Source organism: Amycolatopsis sp. NBC_01286, from assembly GCF_035982555.1.
GTDB lineage: Bacteria > Actinomycetota > Actinomycetes > Mycobacteriales > Pseudonocardiaceae > Amycolatopsis.
The window spans coordinates 2,245,830-2,260,731 of sequence record NZ_CP108428.1; the positions used below are offsets into that span (position 1 = coordinate 2,245,830).

Consider the following 14,902-nt stretch of genomic DNA (forward strand, 5'->3'; position numbering starts at 1 on the left):
AACGGCCCCGACGCGAGGCGTCGGGGCCGTTTTCTTACTCCGTGCAGCGCATTCCGACCCCGCGCGCCGTCGCTACGCTCGAAGGTGATCACCGGCGCGAGCCGCCGGTGCGTGACAAGGGGGATCCACCGATGCGCGTCCGCGCTGTGCTTTCCGCTGCCCTGCTCACCCTCGCCGCCGGTCTCGCGACCGCGGGCCCGGCTTCGGCCGTGGCCAACGGATCCGACGTCCCGGCGGGCCAGTTCAAGTTCGCCGCGAAACTCACGATGACGAACATCCCGAAGCCCGACGGCACGAAGTACAACAGCGCCTGCTCGGGCGCGTTGATCGCGGCGAAGTGGATCATCACCGCCGGCCACTGCTTCCACGACGCGAACCGCGTCCGCGTCTCCGGCCCGGTGCCGTACCCGACGTCGGTGCTGCTCGGCACGGTCAACCAGAGCACGCCGGGCGTGACGCGCAACGTGGTGACCGTCTACCAGGCCGCCGCGAACGACATCGCCATCGCGACGCTCGACGCCGACGTCACCGGCATCACGCCGCTGACGGTCAACCGGCTCACGCCGTCGCTCGGGCAGCAGCTGACGCTCGCCGGCTGGGGCAGCCTCACCGCCACCAACCCGACGCCGTCGACGAAGCTGCAGCAGGGCACCGTGAAGGTCGGCCAGGTCGCCACCTCGACGCTGGGCGTCCAGGGCGTGGCTCCGACGTCGACGACGAGCGCCTGCGTGTACGACTCGGGCGCGCCGTACTTCGTCGCGGCCGGCACCGGCGGCCAGCTGGTGTCCGTGGAGTCGTCCGGCCCGGACTGCCCCCACAACCAGCTCGAGACGACGTCGCGAGTGGACGTCGTCGCGGATTGGATCTCTTCGCACACGGGCTGACTCCTTCCGGGCGTCACCCGGTGGGCCAACGGGTGACGCCCGGCCAGGGAATTCCCCCCAGCCCGGCGGCGGCAATAACCTCGAACGTCGATCATCGATTCGACGAAGGGGAAGAATGCGCCTGCGCGCCCTGCTAGCCGCTGTTGTCCTGACCATCACCACCGCCCCTGCCGCCTTGGCCGCGCCAGGGATCGCCAACGGTTCAGACGTCCCCCAGGGTCAGTTCGGGTTCGTCGCGAAGCTCGCGATGACGAAGATCCCCCGCCCGGACGGTTCGACGTACAGCAGCTACTGCACGGGCGCGCTGGTCGCGCCCGGATGGCTCCTCACGACAGGCCACTGCTTCCACGACGCGGCCCGCAACCGCGTCTCGGGCAAGGTCCCCTACCCGACGACGGCGACGCTGGGCCTCACGGACGAGGGCATCGAGTCCGGAGTGGCCCGCAAGGTGACCGAGGTGGTCCAGGCGAAGGAGAACGACGTCGCGCTGGCCCGCCTGGACACCCCGGTGAGCACGGTGAAGCCCCTGCCGCTGAATCGCGCGCTCCCCAAGGTGGGCGACCAGCTGACCTTGGCGGGCTGGGGCAGCCTGACCAGCACGAACCCCAAGCCGGCCACCCGCATGCAGCAGGGCACGGTAGCGGTGGCCACGGTGGCCCCGACCACGCTGGGAGTCCGCGGCGCGGCCCCGGCCATCACCACGAGCGCCTGCACGTACGACTCGGGAGCCCCGTACTTCACCCCGGCAGGCCTGGTGGCCCTGGAGGCAACGGGCCCAGGCTGCCCCCACGCGGGCATCGAAACAACATCCCGAACAGACGTCCTGGCGGACTGGATCACCAAGACAACGGCTTAGACGAACACCTTAAGTACCCGAACTCATACCCAGAGTGAGATCGGTGATCGTTCTCGATATAGCATCAAAGCTATGGATTGGGGTACCCATCGAGCTGGAGCCAGAGGTTCACGCTCGGCGAGTCCTACACGCGGTAGCTGGACGGAAAGCTTCGCGAGCTGCGCTTTTGGCTCTGCGAGCAGCCGACGCGGATCAGTTATCGGATCGCGTCAGGCAGGCGGATCATCCTAATGACGGTGTGGCCGAAGACGAGGATGCGCGAAACCGGTGAGGTCGAGCGAGCCAGACGGGCGCTACGCCGTTGTCAGGATGAACAGCACACCGTGGACGAGGAGGAGCCGTGAGCGACCGCAGCACGTGGGGCGAACTACGCAAAGAACTCGGCGTCGACCCAGCCCACCCGGCTTACGACGGAGCACGACTGGCTTTCGAGCTAGGAGCCGAGGTGCGGATATTGCGCGAGCAGCGCGGCTGGACGCAGACCCAGCTGGCCGAACGCGCCGGGATGACACAGTCGGCCGTCGCCAGGTTCGAAGCCGGCGGCACAACCCCGACACTGCCGGTGCTGGAGCGCATAGCCGCAGCGCTGCAGATGCGCCTGTCGATAGCCCTGACCCCAGCCTGACAAGGGCCTAAATACACCCACACCTAAGCCCCAAGCGAACACCACGCAGAGCCAAACGGGTGATATTCACCACCAAACCAAACCCCAAAACCCCCGCAACGACCCCACTCAGCCACGCTGGAAGGTGAGAGAAGGCACCGTGGGGGGTCCGGGGGGCTCGGCCCCCCGGGAGACACAAGGACAACGGGAAGAGCCCCGGTCGCGCTAGCGACCGGGGCTCTGAACAGCGTGGGCGAGGAGGGAGTTGAACCCTCACGTCCTTTCGGACACACGGACCTGAACCGTGCGCGTCTGCCATTCCGCCACTCGCCCGAGTGCTTCCTTGCGGCAGCGAGGAGAACACTAGCAGGTCGTTCGCACCGGTTTCACCGGGGGCCGTGTCGAGGCTCGCTCACCCGGATAGGATCGGGGCGCAAGCACAAGTGTGAGGAGGTTTTCCCCGGTGGGCCGCGCTGAGAGATTCGACAGGCGACTCGAGAACCTGGTGGGGAACACTTTCGCGCGCATGTTCGGTGGCAACGTCGTCACGCAGGAAGTGGCGATCGCACTCGAGCGGGAGAGTGAGGAGAACGTTCGTGAGCTGGCAGGCGGTCGGCAGCTCGCCCCGAATCACTACATCGTGTCCTTGGGGACGGCTGACCACGAGCGCATGGCCGGTGACGAGCAACGCGTCACCCAGGTGCTGGCCAAGGCGGTGGCCGAACACCTCGCCGCCGAAGGCCTGGACACCTATGGTGACGTCGTCGTATCACTCGAGCGCAACGAGGCGCTGCATACTGGACAGTTCAAGACCCGTTCGTCCGTCGATCCCGACGCCCGCCCCGCAGGCGCCGGTTCACCGCGGTCGGCACGACCCAGCAACGCAGGAGACCCAGCAATGAGCCAGCCCCCCGGCTACGGCCAATACGACCAGGGTGACCCGTACGGCCAGCAGGGCCAGTACGGCTACGGACAGCAGGGTGGCCAGCAGCCCGGGTACGACCAGGGTTACGGCCAGCAGCAGGGCGGCTACGAGCAGGGCGGCTACGGTCAGCAGCCCCCGGCCGGTGGCTATGAGCAGGGCGGCTACGGTCAGCAGCCCCCAGCCGGTGGCTATGAGCAGGGCGGTTACCAGCAGGGTGGCTACGAGCAGGGCGGGTACGCCCAGCAGCCCCCGCAGGGCGGCTACGACCAGGGTTACGCCCAGCCCCCCCAGAGTGGCGGCTACGACCAGGGCGGTTACGCGCAGCCCCAGCAGGGCGGCGGGTACGACCAGGGCGGCTACCAGCAGGGTGGCTACGACCAGTACGGCGGCCAGCAGCAGCAGGGCGGCTACGACCAGTACGGCCAGCAGCAGGCGTACGGCCAGCCGGCCGGCGACCCGTACGCGCAGCAGCAGGGTGGCTACGGCGCCCCCGCGGCGGCGCGTCAGCTCGCAGCGAGCCTGCAGCTGGACGACGGCTCGAACCGGACGTACTCCCTGAAGCAGGGTGGCAACGTCGTGGGCCGCGGCCAGGACGCGGACTTCCGGCTCCCCGACACCGGTGTCTCGCGCCGTCACCTGGAGATCACCTGGGACGGCCAGAGCGCGACGCTCGCCGACATCGGGTCGACGAACGGCACGACCGTGAACGGCACCCCGGTGCAGACCTGGCAGCTCGCGGACGGTGACGTCATCCGAGTGGGGCATTCGTCCTTGGTGTTCCGTACACAGGGCTGACTCCGGGCGCGAAATACTGTTCCCGCAGAATTGACGTGCGGGGGGACCGCGGCGTACCCGCGTCGCGGCTGCACGGAAGAGTCGGGAGCGGACACACCAAGTGCCAGAGCTGGTCGTACAACTCACCAGGGTGGGCTTCCTCGTGCTGCTCTGGCTCTTCGTGTTCGCTGCGCTCAGAGTCGTCCGCTCGGACCTCTACGCGGCGTCGGGCATGCGTGTCCAGGTGCCGACGTTCGGGCGCAAGAAGGAGAAGAAGCCGCGCGGCGGGAAGTCGCCGCAGCAGCTGCTGGTGACCCACGGGGCGCTCGCCGGGACCCGCATCGCGCTGGACGGCAGGCCGATCCTGATCGGCCGCGCCGACGACTCCACGTTGGTGCTCGACGACGACTACGCGTCGACCCGGCACGCCCGGATCGCCCAGCGCGGTGAGGACTGGTACGTGGAAGATCTGGGCTCGACCAACGGCACTTATCTGGACCGGGCTAAGGTCACTGCACCCCTCCGGGTCCCGCTCGGAGTCCCCATCCGGATCGGCAAGACGGTGATCGAGCTTCGCCCATGACTCTCGTCCTCCGCTATGCAGCCCGCAGCGACCGGGGCCTGGTGCGTTCGAGCAACCAGGACTCCGTGTACGCCGGCCCTCGCCTGCTCGCGCTCGCCGACGGCATGGGTGGGCATGCGGCGGGCGAAGTGGCCAGCAAGGTCGTCATCGCCTCCCTCGCCCCGCTCGACGACGACGAGCCGGGTGACGACCTCCTCGCCCAGCTGCGCGAGGCGGTGGCGAACGGCAACGCCGCGATCGCCGAGCTCGTCTCGCAGGACCCGGACCTCGACGGGATGGGCACCACGCTCACCGCCGTGCTGTTCGCCGGGACCCGGCTGGGCCTCGTGCACGTCGGCGACTCGCGCGCCTACCTGTTCCGGGGCAGCCAGTTCGCGCAGATCACGCGCGACGACAGCTTCGTCAACGAACTGCTCGAACAAGGCCGGATCACGCCCGAAGAAGCGGCGGTGCACCCCCAGCGGTCGCTGCTGCTGAAGGCGTTGACCGGGCACGAGGTCGAGCCGAGCCTCACCGTGCGTGAAGCGCGCCCAGGCGATCGGTACCTGATCTGCTCGGACGGCTTGTCCGGCATGGTCAGCGACGAGACGCTCGCGGAGGCCGTGCAGATCCCGGACCCGCAGCAGTGCGCGGACCGGATGATCGAGCTGGCGCTCAAGGGCGGCGGCACCGACAACGTCACGGTGATCATCGCCGACGTCGTCGACGTCGACTTCGGCGAGGACGCGCCCATCGTGGGCGGCGCCGCCGGGGACGGCAGCGACGAGCGGCACCAGGGCGACTCGCCCGCGGCGCGCGCCCGGGCGCTGACCCAGCCCCCGCCGCAGCCGCGCCAGGAGCTGCCGCAGCCCACCGTGGACCCCAAGGCCAAGCGCCGGAAGCGGTTCCGCTGGCTGGCCGGCGCGCTGGTGGTGCTCGTGGTGCTCGCCGCGGCCGCCATCGCCACCCGCTACTTCGTGCTGAGTCAGTACTATGTCGGCGAAGGTGCGGACCAGGAGGTCGTGATCTACCGCGGCGTCCCCGGCAGCATCCTCGGCATCGACCTGCACACCTACGAGCAGGGCTCGTGCCCGCCGAACCAGGTGTGCACGGACAAGCTGCGCGTCAACCAGCTCCAGGAGGACGCTCGGCTGGCGGTGCAGAACGGCGTCAAGAAGGACAGCCTCGACGACGCCCGGAAGTACATCGACGACTTCCTGCAGCTGCACAAGCGCTTGAACAACTGCGCGCCAGCGGGGACCCAGCCGTCCCAGACGCCGACGCCTTCGGTCACGCCGACGACGACTCCGTCGGCACCGGCCGGTTCCACAGCTCCGTCGTCGGCGAACCAGCCTGCGGGGAGGGACTGCTCGACGCCGAGTTCGACGGCACCGACGACGGGAGGCGGTAACTGATGAGCCAGCCTGCCGCGAACACCGCCGAGCCGCTGGCGGCGCAGTTCCAGACGAACCCGCCGCGCGACGTGCCGACCCGGCGCAACACCGAACTGGTGCTGCTGGGGTTCGCGGCCTTCATCGTGACCATCGCGTTGGTCCTGGTGGAGGCGAACCAGGAGCAGGAACTCACCGCGTCGATCCTCTGGCTCGGGCTCGCCTACCTCGGCGTGCTGACCGGGGCGCACCTCGCGGTGCGCAAGTGGGCGCCGTACGCGGACCCGGTGCTGCTCCCCTGCGTCGCGCTGCTCAACGGCATCGGCCTGGTGATGATCCACCGGATCGACCTGGCCCAGGCCGAGAAGGCGCTGCAGAACGGCAAGGACTTCTCGCCGGACGTCACCAAGCAGGTGCTGTTCACGGTCGTCTCGCTGGCGTTGTTCATCGTGGTGCTGGTGGTCGTCAACGACCACCGCACGCTGACCCGCTACGGCTACACCGCCGGCCTGATCGGCATCGTCGCGCTCGCGCTGCCCGCGCTGCTGCCGTCGAGCCTGTCCGAGGTCAACGGCGCCAAGGTGTGGCTGAAGCTGCCGGGCTTCTCGATCCAGCCGGGCGAGTTCGCGAAGATCCTGCTGATGATCTTCTTCGCCTCGTTCCTGGTGTCGAAGCGCGACCTGTTCATGGTGGCGGGCAAGAAGTTCCTCGGCGTCGAGCTGCCGCGAGCCCGTGACCTGGGCCCGATCCTGATCTCCGCCGTCGTCTGCATCGGCGTCCTGGTGTTCGAGAAGGACCTCGGCACGTCGCTGCTGTTCTTCAGCGTCATCCTGGTGATGCTCTACGTGGCGACCGAGCGGGCCATCTGGGTCGTGCTCGGGCTGAGCTTCTTCGTCGTCGGCTGCGTGATCGCCTACAACCTCTTCGGGCACGTGCAGCAGCGCGTGGCCAACTGGCTGGACCCGCTGGCCACCTACGACGACGCCGGCGGCGGTTACCAGCTGGCGCAGGGCCTGTTCGGGCTCGGCACCGGCGGCGTCGGCGGCACCGGCCTCGGCGCGGGCCGGCCGGACATGGTGCCCGAGGCCGCCACCGACTTCATCACCGCGTCGATCGGCGAAGAGCTCGGCTTCATCGGGCTCGCCGCGGTCCTGATGCTGTACCTGCTGGTGGCGATGCGCGGCATGCGGAGCGCGCTCGCCGTGCGCGACACGTTCGGCAAGCTGCTCGGCGGCGGGCTGGCGTTCACCATGGTCATGCAGATCTTCGTCGTCGTCGGCGGCGTCACGAAACTCATCCCGGAGACCGGTATCACCGCCCCCTTCCTCTCCAAGGGTGGTTCGTCGCTGCTCGCGAACTACATCCTGGTCGCGCTGCTGCTGCGGATCTCCGACGCCGCCCGCAGGCCCGGCGCCCGGCCGAAGCCGCAGCAACCGCAGGCGCCGATCGCCGAAGCGCACACGGTGCTCGTGCAGCGCCCGCCGGCGAACGGGGGCGCCCAGGCATGAACACCCCGCTCCGCAAGGTCGGCATGGCGATGCTCGTGATGGTCGTCCTGCTGCTGGCCAACGCCACCTACATCCAGGTGGTGAAGGCCGACGACTACCGCACCGACTCCCGCAACGCCCGCGTGCTCTACGACGAGTTCGCGCGCCGGCGCGGCCAGATCGTGTCGCAGGCGAACGGCGAGGTGCTGGCGAAGGTCGACCCGTCGAACGACAAGTACAAGTACATCCGGTCCTACGTCGACGGCCCGATGTACGCGCCGGTCACCGGCTACTACTCGATCAACTACGGCTCCGGCGGCCTCGAGCGCGCCGAGGACGACGTGCTGAACGGCTCGGACCCGCGGCTGTTCGTCCGGCGGCTGTCGGACATGGTCACCGGCCGCGACCCGAGTGGCGGCAACGTCCGGCTGACCATCGACCCGGCCGTGCAGAAGGCCGCGTACGACCTGATGACGCAGCGGAACTACACCGGCGCCGTCGTCGCGCTGGAGCCCAGCACCGGCCGGATCCTGGCGATGGTCTCGACGCCGTCGTACGACCCGAACCAGCTCGCGTCCCACACGTCGAAGACGCAGATCGACGCCTGGAACGCGAACATCAAGAACGACAAGAACCCCATGCTGAACCGGGCGATCTCGGAGACCTACCCGCCGGGCTCGACGTTCAAGCTGGTCACCGCCGCGGCCGCGCTCGAAGACGGCAAGGGCCCGGACACCCCGGTCAACCCGGCGCCGAACACGAAGCTGCCCGGCACGACCATCACGCTGGAGAACTACGCCGGCGAGGCCTGCCCCGGCGCCACGTTCAAGGACGCGCTCGCGCACTCCTGCAACGTGCCGTTCGCGGAGTTCGCCGGTCAGCTCGGCGCGGACAAGATGAAGGAGACCGCGGCGAACTACGGCATCGGCCAGACGGACCTGACCGTGCCGATGAAGGTGGCGCCGTCCACGGTCGGGCCACTGGACTCCCAGGGCGCGCTGTACCAGAGTGGCATCGGCCAGCGCGACGTGCGGCTCACCCCGCTGCAGGACTGCCTGCTCGCCGCGACCGTGGCCAACAACGGGATGGCGATGAAACCGCAGCTGGTGCAGTCGGTGCTGGCACCGGACCTGTCCACCATCGAGGACTACAGCCCCACCGAGCTCACCGGCACACCGGCGCTGTCGTCGTCGAATGCCGCGATCCTCAAGGACATGATGATCGCTTCCGAGGGCTTCACCAAGGGCGGCGGCAAGCGCCCGGACATCCAGATCGCGTCGAAGACCGGCACCGCCGAGCACGGCACGGACTCCAAGAACACCTTCCCGCACGCCTGGTACACCGCGTTCGCCCCGGCGAACGACCCGAAGATCGCGGTCGCCGTGATCGTCGAGGACGGCGGTAACCGCGGGCTCGCGGCCACCGGCGGCTCGGTCGCCGCGGAAATCGGCCGCGCGGCGATCAACGCCAAACTCGGGGGTGGATAGCGCATGCTGTCCTCCGGTCAGCTACTGGCCGAGCGCTACAAGCTGACGAGCCGGATCGCCGTCGGCGGGATGGGCGAGGTCTGGCAGGCCAGCGACACCCGGCTGGACCGGACCGTGGCCGTCAAGATCCTCAAGGCCGAACTCTCCGGCGACGCCGAGTTCCTCCACCGCTTCCGCACCGAGGCGCGGATGACGGCGTCCTTGAACCACCCCGGCATCGCCGCGGTGCACGACTACGGCGAGACCCTCTTCGACGGCGACCTGTCGATCGCGTACCTGGTGATGGAGCTCGTCGACGGCGACCCGCTGGCCGGGTTGCTCGCCAAGCACGGCCGGCTGTCGGCGGAGTTCACGCTCGACATGCTGGAGCAGGCGGGCAACGCGCTGCAGGCCGCGCACGAGCGGGGCCTGGTCCACCGCGACGTCAAGCCGGGCAACATCCTGGTGACGCCGGCGGGCCAGGTGAAGATCACCGACTTCGGCGTGGCGAAGGCGGCCGACGCGGCGCCGGTCACCCGGTCCGGCATGGTCATGGGCACGGCGCACTACATCGCGCCGGAGCAGGCGCTCGGGCACCCGGCGGAACCGGCGTCCGACGTCTACTCGCTGGCGGTGTGCGGCTACGAATGCCTCGCCGGGCACCGGCCGTTCCTGTCCGAGAACGCCGTGACGGTCGCGATGATGCACATCCGCGACATCGCGCCGCCGCTGCCGCCGGACGTCCCGCCCGCCGCGCGCGCGGTGATCGAGGCGACGCTGGTGAAGGACCCGCGGCAGCGCTACAGCAGCGGCGGCGAGTTCGCGGCCGCCGTCGCCGCGGTGCGCGCCGGGATGCCGCTGCCGGCGCCGTCCGGGCTGGTCAACGCGTCCTACTCGACCGGTCAGCAACCGGTCCAGCAGCAGCCGGTTCAGCAGCAACAGCCGATTTCGCAGCAGATTCCGCAGCAGCAGCCGCACATGCCGATCGGGCCGCCGTCGCCCGCGATGAACCCGATGCCGGTCATCGGCCCGCCGTCCCGGCCCGCGATGCGTCCGCTGATGGTGCCGGCCGCCCGCAAGAAGTCCCAGTGGGGCTGGTGGGCGCTGCTGGCCGCGATCCTGCTCGTCGTCCTGGTGGCGGGCATCGTGCTGATCGCGAAGATGATCGGCGGTTCCGGCTCGCCGCCGCACGGTGGCCAGACGACGAGCCAGGTGGTCCCGGGCAGACAGCCGCCCGCGGAGGATCCGCCCGCGTCTTCGAGCGCCTACCCGGCGGACACTCCCGGCACGACCGACGATGGCCAGCAAGGCATCATGAACACACCTTGGACGGAATGGAACGGCACCCAGAGATGAGCACACCCAGACTGCTCTCCAACCGGTACGAGCTGGGCGAAACGCTCGGCTACGGAGGCATGTCCGAGGTCCATCACGGCCAGGACGTGCGTCTCGGCCGGGAAGTCGCGATCAAGATCCTCCGTGCCGACCTCGCCAGGGACCCGCAGTTCCAGGAGCGCTTCCGCCGGGAAGCGCAGAACTCCGCCGCGCTGAACCACCCGGCGATCGTCGCGGTCTACGACACCGGCGAAGCGAACACCGAGTTCGGTCAGCTGCCGTACATCGTCATGGAGTTCGTCGAGGGCCGGACGCTGCGCGACATCGTCAAGACCGAGGGCCCGATGTCCCAGAAGCGGGCGATGGAGGTCATGGCCGACGTCTGCGCGGCGCTCGACTTCTCGCACCGCCACGGCATCGTCCACCGCGACGTCAAGCCGGCCAACGTGATGATCACGAAGAACGGCGCCGTCAAGGTCATGGACTTCGGCATCGCGCGCGCGATGCACGACGGCCAGTCCGCGATGACCCAGACCGCCGCGGTGATCGGCACGGCGCAGTACCTGTCGCCGGAGCAGGCCCGCGGTGAGTCGGTCGACGCCCGGTCCGACGTCTACGCCGCCGGTTGCGTGCTGTACGAACTGATCACCGGCGAGCCGCCATTCACCGGCGACTCCCCGGTCGCGGTGGCCTACCAGCACGTCCGGGAGGACCCGAACCCGCCGTCGTCGGTCAACCCGGCGGTCGCGCCCGAGCTGGACGCCGTCGTGCTGAAGGCGCTGGCGAAGGGCCCGGCGAACCGCTACCAGTCGGCCGCGGAGATGCGCTCGGACCTGGTCCGCACCCTGTCGGGTCAGCGCCCGGCCGCGCCGATGGTGATGTCCGAAGACGAGCGCACGCAGGTGATGAACAACGACCGGCGGCAGCCGCAGCGCTACGAGGAGTACGCCGAGCCGGACGACGAGGACCCGAAGGCCAAGCGCCGGCGCCGCACGATCCTGGCGGTGCTGGCGGCGGTGTTCGTGCTGGGCGCGGTGCTGCTGATCATGTGGCTGTCGGGCTCGTTCAAGAGCACGCCGGGCACGGTCGCGATCCCCGACGTGGTGCACCAGACGGTCCCGCAGGCGCGGGAAACCCTGACGGGCGCCGGGTTCAACTCGATCGGGACCAAGAACGTCACCTGCGGGGTGCAGCCGACCGACGGCAGCCCGCAGTGCGAGCAGGGCGACGTCAACCGGGTCATCAAGATCGACCCCGCGTCCGGGACGCCGGTGAGCACCGACGCGAAGATCACGCTGTACGTGGGGGTCGCGCCGGGCAAGGCCCGCGTACCGGACCTCAAGAACAAGACGCGTGACGCGGCACAGCAGGCGCTGACCGACGCGAAGCTGACGCTGGACACGAACGTCGCGGAGGTCGAGGTCGACGACCCGAACCAGGCCGGCCTGGTGCAGTCGCAGACCCCGACCGCGGATTCCGAGGTCGACGAGGGCACGAGCGTCAAGATCACGGTCGCGAAGTCCAAGGAACTAAAGCAGGTCCAGGACTTCACGGGCAAGCCGTACTCGCAGGCCGACCCGGCGCTGCGAGGCCAGGGCTTCAAGACGAAGCGCGTCGACCAGGCTTCGGACAGCGTCCCGAAGGACAGCGTCATCACCCAGAACCCGAACGGCGGTTCGGTGATCCCGGGCACCACGATCACCCTCACGGTGTCGACGGGTCCGGAGCAGACCGACAAGATCGAAATGCCGAACCTGTCCGGCATGACGACCGACGAGGCGCAGTCGAAGCTGCAGAGCATGGGCTGGACCGGAAACCTGCGGCAGCAGTCCGACAAGACGAGCAAGGAACCGGAAGGCACGATCACCAAGCAGAACGTGACGCCGGGCACCCAGATCGACAAGGACCAGGCGATCACCGTGGGCGTGTCGGAGGGCAACGGCGGCTTCCCGTTCCCGACGACCACACCGGGAACGCCCGGCGGCTGACGGATCCACGAGAAAGGCCCGCACGGTTCACGCCGTGCGGGCCTTCTTCGTTTCAGGCTTTGTCGAGAAACCCTTGGACGGCGCCGAGAACCTGCTCGGCGTCGCTGCCGGCGCCGCAGTCGATGTCCAGCTCTTCGGCGGCCCCCGAGCGCTTGACCTTCAGGGAGACGCCGGACTGGCAACGGCGCAGCCACCCGAACAGCGAGCGGCAGAAGACGCCGGCGGAGTTGCTCGTCACGCCGACGAGGACGGCGTCGAAGAGCTGGACCCGGCCGCGGAGCTCGTCCTCGCCGCGCAACCATGCCGCGAGGTCCCGGAGCTCACCATCGGAGTTCGGGACGGTGATCGCTACGATCCCAGCCGTCACCCGGTCTCCCTTCACCCAGAACCGGAGAGGACCCGAACCTTAGTCGTGTTCGAGGACCGCCGGGAAGTCTCGCCGGGCAATTGAAGATTGCAAATTGCACTCAGGAACGGCGCTGCACGAGCCGGGAGACGACCACGAAGCTGACGGCCAGCGCCACCGCCGACGTCACCACCGCCAGCACCAGCGGACCGCCGACCGGATCTTCGTTCGTCAAAGCCTGCAGCAGCGGGTGGACCAGCGGGATCTTCGCCAGCAGCACGACGACCAGGGTGATCACCGCGGCGAGCACCGTCCAGCCGATCCGGTTCACCAGCAGCCGCGAGCACGGCAGCGCGATCGCGATCCCCAGCAACGCGCACGCGATGTGGGCCAGCAGGCCGATGCCCAGCGCGGCCGGCTGGACCTTGAACGACTTGAGCGCCGACCACGTCTCGGTGATCACCGTCAGGACCAGCGAGCAGCCCAGCACGGTCAGCACCGCGCCGGTGATCAACCGCCGCCACTGCCGCGCGTGGCTCAGGGTCACCAGGCGCTGCACCGGATCCTCGATGTCGAGCAGCGCGATCGTCAGCCAGCACGACACGACCAGCAGCCCGCCGGCACTCACCCCGAACAACGGCAGCGGCGGCGAGTGCGGGTCGGCGTAGAGGATCACGCAGAGCGCGAGGTAGGCCAGCAGCGCGGGCAGGTACCGCTGCGAATGGCCCAGCAGCGCCAGGTAGTACCGCGTCAACGCGAGCACGGCGCGACCTCCCGGACCGACCAGCCGTCCTTCAACGCGCGCAGCAGCACGGCATCAACGGAATCGACGTCGACGGTGAGCACGACTTGCGCGCCTTCGACGACCGCGTGCCGCACGCCGGGCTCGTCCGCCCAGTCGGTGCCGTGCCCGCGCAACACGATCCGGGTGGCCGGCGCGGCGGTTTCGGTGGTTTCTTCGGTGAGCCGGCCGGCGTCCATCAGGTGCACGACGTCGGCGTGGTCGTGCACCACCTGCGGCCGGTGGTCGGTGAACACGACACTCGCGCCGCGCGCCCGCGTCTCGTCGACGAGCTCGCCGAGGATCGCGTGCGTGGCGACGTCGAGCCCGGACCACGGCTCGTCGAGGATCAGCAGGTCCGGCCGTACCAGCACGGCCTGGGCGAGCCCGACCTTCTGCGCGTTGCCCTTGGACAGCGTGCGCAGCGGCGCCGTCGGACCGCCGACGAGCGCGAGCCGCTCGAGCAGCGGGTCGATCGCCGACAGGTCGGTGAGACCGCGGATGCGGCCCATGTGCCGCAGGTAGGCGCGCGCGCCCATCCGCTGGCCGGCCGGGAAGCGGTCCGGCAGGTAGCCGATCCGCGGGCTGCCGGTGACGGTGCCGGTGGTGGCGTGCGAGACGCCGGCCATGATCCGCAGCAGCGTCGACTTGCCGGAGCCGTTGGTGCCGAGGATGCCCACGACCCGCCCGGGTTCGACGCTCAGGTCGACGTCGTGGAGGACGAAGTCCCCGCGCCCGTACCGCTTACCGACGCCCTCGAGCCGGATCACGCAACGGCGGCCTTCTGCAGGGCCTTCGTCGCGCGCTCGAGCTCGGCCACGCGCTTCGGGTCGACGGGGTGCCCGGCCGTGGCCATCCAGTTGGCCAGCATCCGGTGGCCGCCTTCGGTGAGCACGGACTCGGGGTGGAACTGGACGCCTTCCAGCGGCAGCTCGCGGTGGCGCATGCCCATCACGATGCCGGTCGCGGTGCGGCCGGTGACCTCGAAGACGTCGTCCGGGATCGTCTCCGGGAGCACCGTCAAGGAGTGGTAGCGGGTGGCCGTGAATTCTTCCGGCAAGCCTTTCAGGACGCCGACGCCGGCGTGGCGCACCTGGCTCGTCTTGCCGTGCAGCAGTTCGGGAGCGCGGTCGACCGTCGCGCCGTAGACGACGCCGAGCGCCTGGTGGCCGAGGCAGACGCCGAGCATCGGGGTCGACGTCTCGGCGCACTTGCGGATGACGTCCATGCTCTGACCAGCGCGTTCGGGGGTACCGGGGCCGGGTGAGACGAGCACGGCGTCGAACTCGGAGACGCGGTCGAGGTCCACGACGTCGTTGCGCCAGACCGTGCAGTCCGCGCCGAGCTGGGCCAGGTACTGGACCAGGTTGTAGACGAAGCTGTCGTAGTTGTCGACGACCAAGACGCGCATGCGGCGAGCTTACCGGCTCCCACTGGCTGGACCGTACCGCAAATCACATTTTAGGTTAGGGCATCCTAACTTACCGTGGAGGGTGTGAGCCG

Annotated in this window: 14 protein-coding genes and 1 tRNA gene; 10 read left to right on the forward strand and 5 right to left on the reverse strand. The window is 69.4% G+C overall.

Features of this window, described 5'->3' with window-relative positions; translation table 11 throughout:
* The first annotated feature begins 131 nt into the window (after nucleotides 1–131).
* The 3 genes from OG570_RS10935 to OG570_RS10945 all read left to right on the forward strand — a co-directional run bounded on the left by OG570_RS10935 (nucleotide 132) and on the right by OG570_RS10945 (nucleotide 2,365).
* Nucleotides 132–884, forward strand: a complete 753-nt coding sequence (locus OG570_RS10935; RefSeq protein WP_326956430.1) for a S1 family peptidase — start codon at nucleotides 132–134, stop codon at nucleotides 882–884.
* 115 nt (nucleotides 885–999) lie between these two features.
* On the forward strand, nucleotides 1,000–1,740 hold the full coding sequence (locus OG570_RS10940; RefSeq protein ID WP_326956431.1) for a S1 family peptidase: 741 nt from the start codon (nucleotides 1,000–1,002) through the stop codon (nucleotides 1,738–1,740).
* Between the two features lie 340 nt (nucleotides 1,741–2,080).
* Nucleotides 2,081–2,365 (forward strand): helix-turn-helix domain-containing protein, encoded by a 285-nt coding sequence (locus OG570_RS10945; protein ID WP_326956432.1) that lies wholly within the window; start codon nucleotides 2,081–2,083, stop codon nucleotides 2,363–2,365.
* Between the two features lie 229 nt (nucleotides 2,366–2,594).
* On the opposite strand, the gene OG570_RS10950 is transcribed toward OG570_RS10945, so the two are convergent.
* Nucleotides 2,595–2,677 (reverse strand) — tRNA-Leu (locus OG570_RS10950).
* 130 nt (nucleotides 2,678–2,807) lie between these two features.
* Here OG570_RS10950 and OG570_RS10955 point away from each other — a divergent pair.
* From OG570_RS10955 to pknB, 7 genes are all read left to right on the forward strand, one after another.
* Entirely contained in the window at nucleotides 2,808–4,064 is a 1,257-nt protein-coding gene (locus OG570_RS10955) for a DUF3662 and FHA domain-containing protein (protein WP_326956433.1), read from the forward strand.
* Nucleotides 4,065–4,164: 100 nt separating this feature from the next.
* Entirely contained in the window at nucleotides 4,165–4,626 is a 462-nt protein-coding gene (locus OG570_RS10960) for an FHA domain-containing protein FhaB/FipA (RefSeq protein WP_247059705.1), read from the forward strand.
* On the forward strand, nucleotides 4,623–6,020 hold the full coding sequence (locus OG570_RS10965) for a PP2C family protein-serine/threonine phosphatase (protein WP_326956434.1): 1,398 nt from the start codon (nucleotides 4,623–4,625) through the stop codon (nucleotides 6,018–6,020). Before OG570_RS10960 ends, OG570_RS10965 begins: the two co-directional genes overlap by 4 nt.
* Nucleotides 6,020–7,504 (forward strand): FtsW/RodA/SpoVE family cell cycle protein, encoded by a 1,485-nt coding sequence (locus tag OG570_RS10970; protein WP_247059701.1) that lies wholly within the window; start codon nucleotides 6,020–6,022, stop codon nucleotides 7,502–7,504. The genes OG570_RS10965 and OG570_RS10970 overlap by 1 nt, the downstream gene beginning before the upstream one ends.
* A complete protein-coding gene (locus OG570_RS10975; RefSeq protein WP_326945467.1) occupies nucleotides 7,501–8,970 on the forward strand; it encodes a peptidoglycan D,D-transpeptidase FtsI family protein in 1,470 nt (489 codons plus the stop codon). The genes OG570_RS10970 and OG570_RS10975 overlap by 4 nt, the downstream gene beginning before the upstream one ends.
* A gap of 3 nt (nucleotides 8,971–8,973) precedes the next feature.
* The gene (locus OG570_RS10980) at nucleotides 8,974–10,305 is read left to right on the forward strand and encodes a serine/threonine-protein kinase (RefSeq protein WP_326956435.1); all 1,332 of its coding nucleotides are present in this window, start codon (nucleotides 8,974–8,976) and stop codon (nucleotides 10,303–10,305) included.
* Nucleotides 10,302–12,272 (forward strand): Stk1 family PASTA domain-containing Ser/Thr kinase, encoded by a 1,971-nt coding sequence (gene pknB, locus OG570_RS10985; RefSeq protein WP_326945465.1) that lies wholly within the window; start codon nucleotides 10,302–10,304, stop codon nucleotides 12,270–12,272. Before OG570_RS10980 ends, pknB begins: the two co-directional genes overlap by 4 nt.
* A gap of 52 nt (nucleotides 12,273–12,324) precedes the next feature.
* Here the strand turns inward: pknB and OG570_RS10990 are convergent, their stop codons facing one another.
* The 4 genes from OG570_RS10990 to OG570_RS11005 form a co-directional block, all read right to left on the reverse strand.
* Nucleotides 12,325–12,639: an effector-associated constant component EACC1 gene (locus OG570_RS10990; RefSeq protein ID WP_326945464.1), complete on the reverse strand. Its 315-nt coding sequence runs from the start codon at nucleotides 12,637–12,639 to the stop codon at nucleotides 12,325–12,327.
* Nucleotides 12,640–12,739: 100 nt separating this feature from the next.
* Nucleotides 12,740–13,381, reverse strand: coding sequence for a hypothetical protein (locus tag OG570_RS10995; RefSeq protein ID WP_326956436.1), 642 nt, complete (start codon nucleotides 13,379–13,381; stop codon nucleotides 12,740–12,742).
* Nucleotides 13,369–14,169, reverse strand: coding sequence for an ABC transporter ATP-binding protein (locus tag OG570_RS11000; RefSeq protein WP_326956437.1), 801 nt, complete (start codon nucleotides 14,167–14,169; stop codon nucleotides 13,369–13,371). Before OG570_RS11000 ends, OG570_RS10995 begins: the two co-directional genes overlap by 13 nt.
* Nucleotides 14,166–14,810: an aminodeoxychorismate/anthranilate synthase component II gene (locus tag OG570_RS11005; protein WP_247059691.1), complete on the reverse strand. Its 645-nt coding sequence runs from the start codon at nucleotides 14,808–14,810 to the stop codon at nucleotides 14,166–14,168. Before OG570_RS11005 ends, OG570_RS11000 begins: the two co-directional genes overlap by 4 nt.
* Nucleotides 14,811–14,902: the final 92 nt, after the last annotated feature.

Coding starts and splice junctions, on each gene's coding strand:
- OG570_RS10970 (WP_247059701.1), top strand. CDS start 6,020: ATGAGCCAGCCTGCCGCGAACACCGCCGAGCCGCTGGCGGCGCAGTTC.
- OG570_RS11005 (WP_247059691.1), bottom strand. CDS start 14,810: ATGCGCGTCTTGGTCGTCGACAACTACGACAGCTTCGTCTACAACCTG.
- OG570_RS10965 (WP_326956434.1), top strand. CDS start 4,623: ATGACTCTCGTCCTCCGCTATGCAGCCCGCAGCGACCGGGGCCTGGTG.
- pknB (WP_326945465.1), top strand. CDS start 10,302: ATGAGCACACCCAGACTGCTCTCCAACCGGTACGAGCTGGGCGAAACG.
- OG570_RS10940 (WP_326956431.1), top strand. CDS start 1,000: ATGCGCCTGCGCGCCCTGCTAGCCGCTGTTGTCCTGACCATCACCACC.
- OG570_RS10935 (WP_326956430.1), top strand. CDS start 132: ATGCGCGTCCGCGCTGTGCTTTCCGCTGCCCTGCTCACCCTCGCCGCC.
- OG570_RS10975 (WP_326945467.1), top strand. CDS start 7,501: ATGAACACCCCGCTCCGCAAGGTCGGCATGGCGATGCTCGTGATGGTC.
- OG570_RS10980 (WP_326956435.1), top strand. CDS start 8,974: ATGCTGTCCTCCGGTCAGCTACTGGCCGAGCGCTACAAGCTGACGAGC.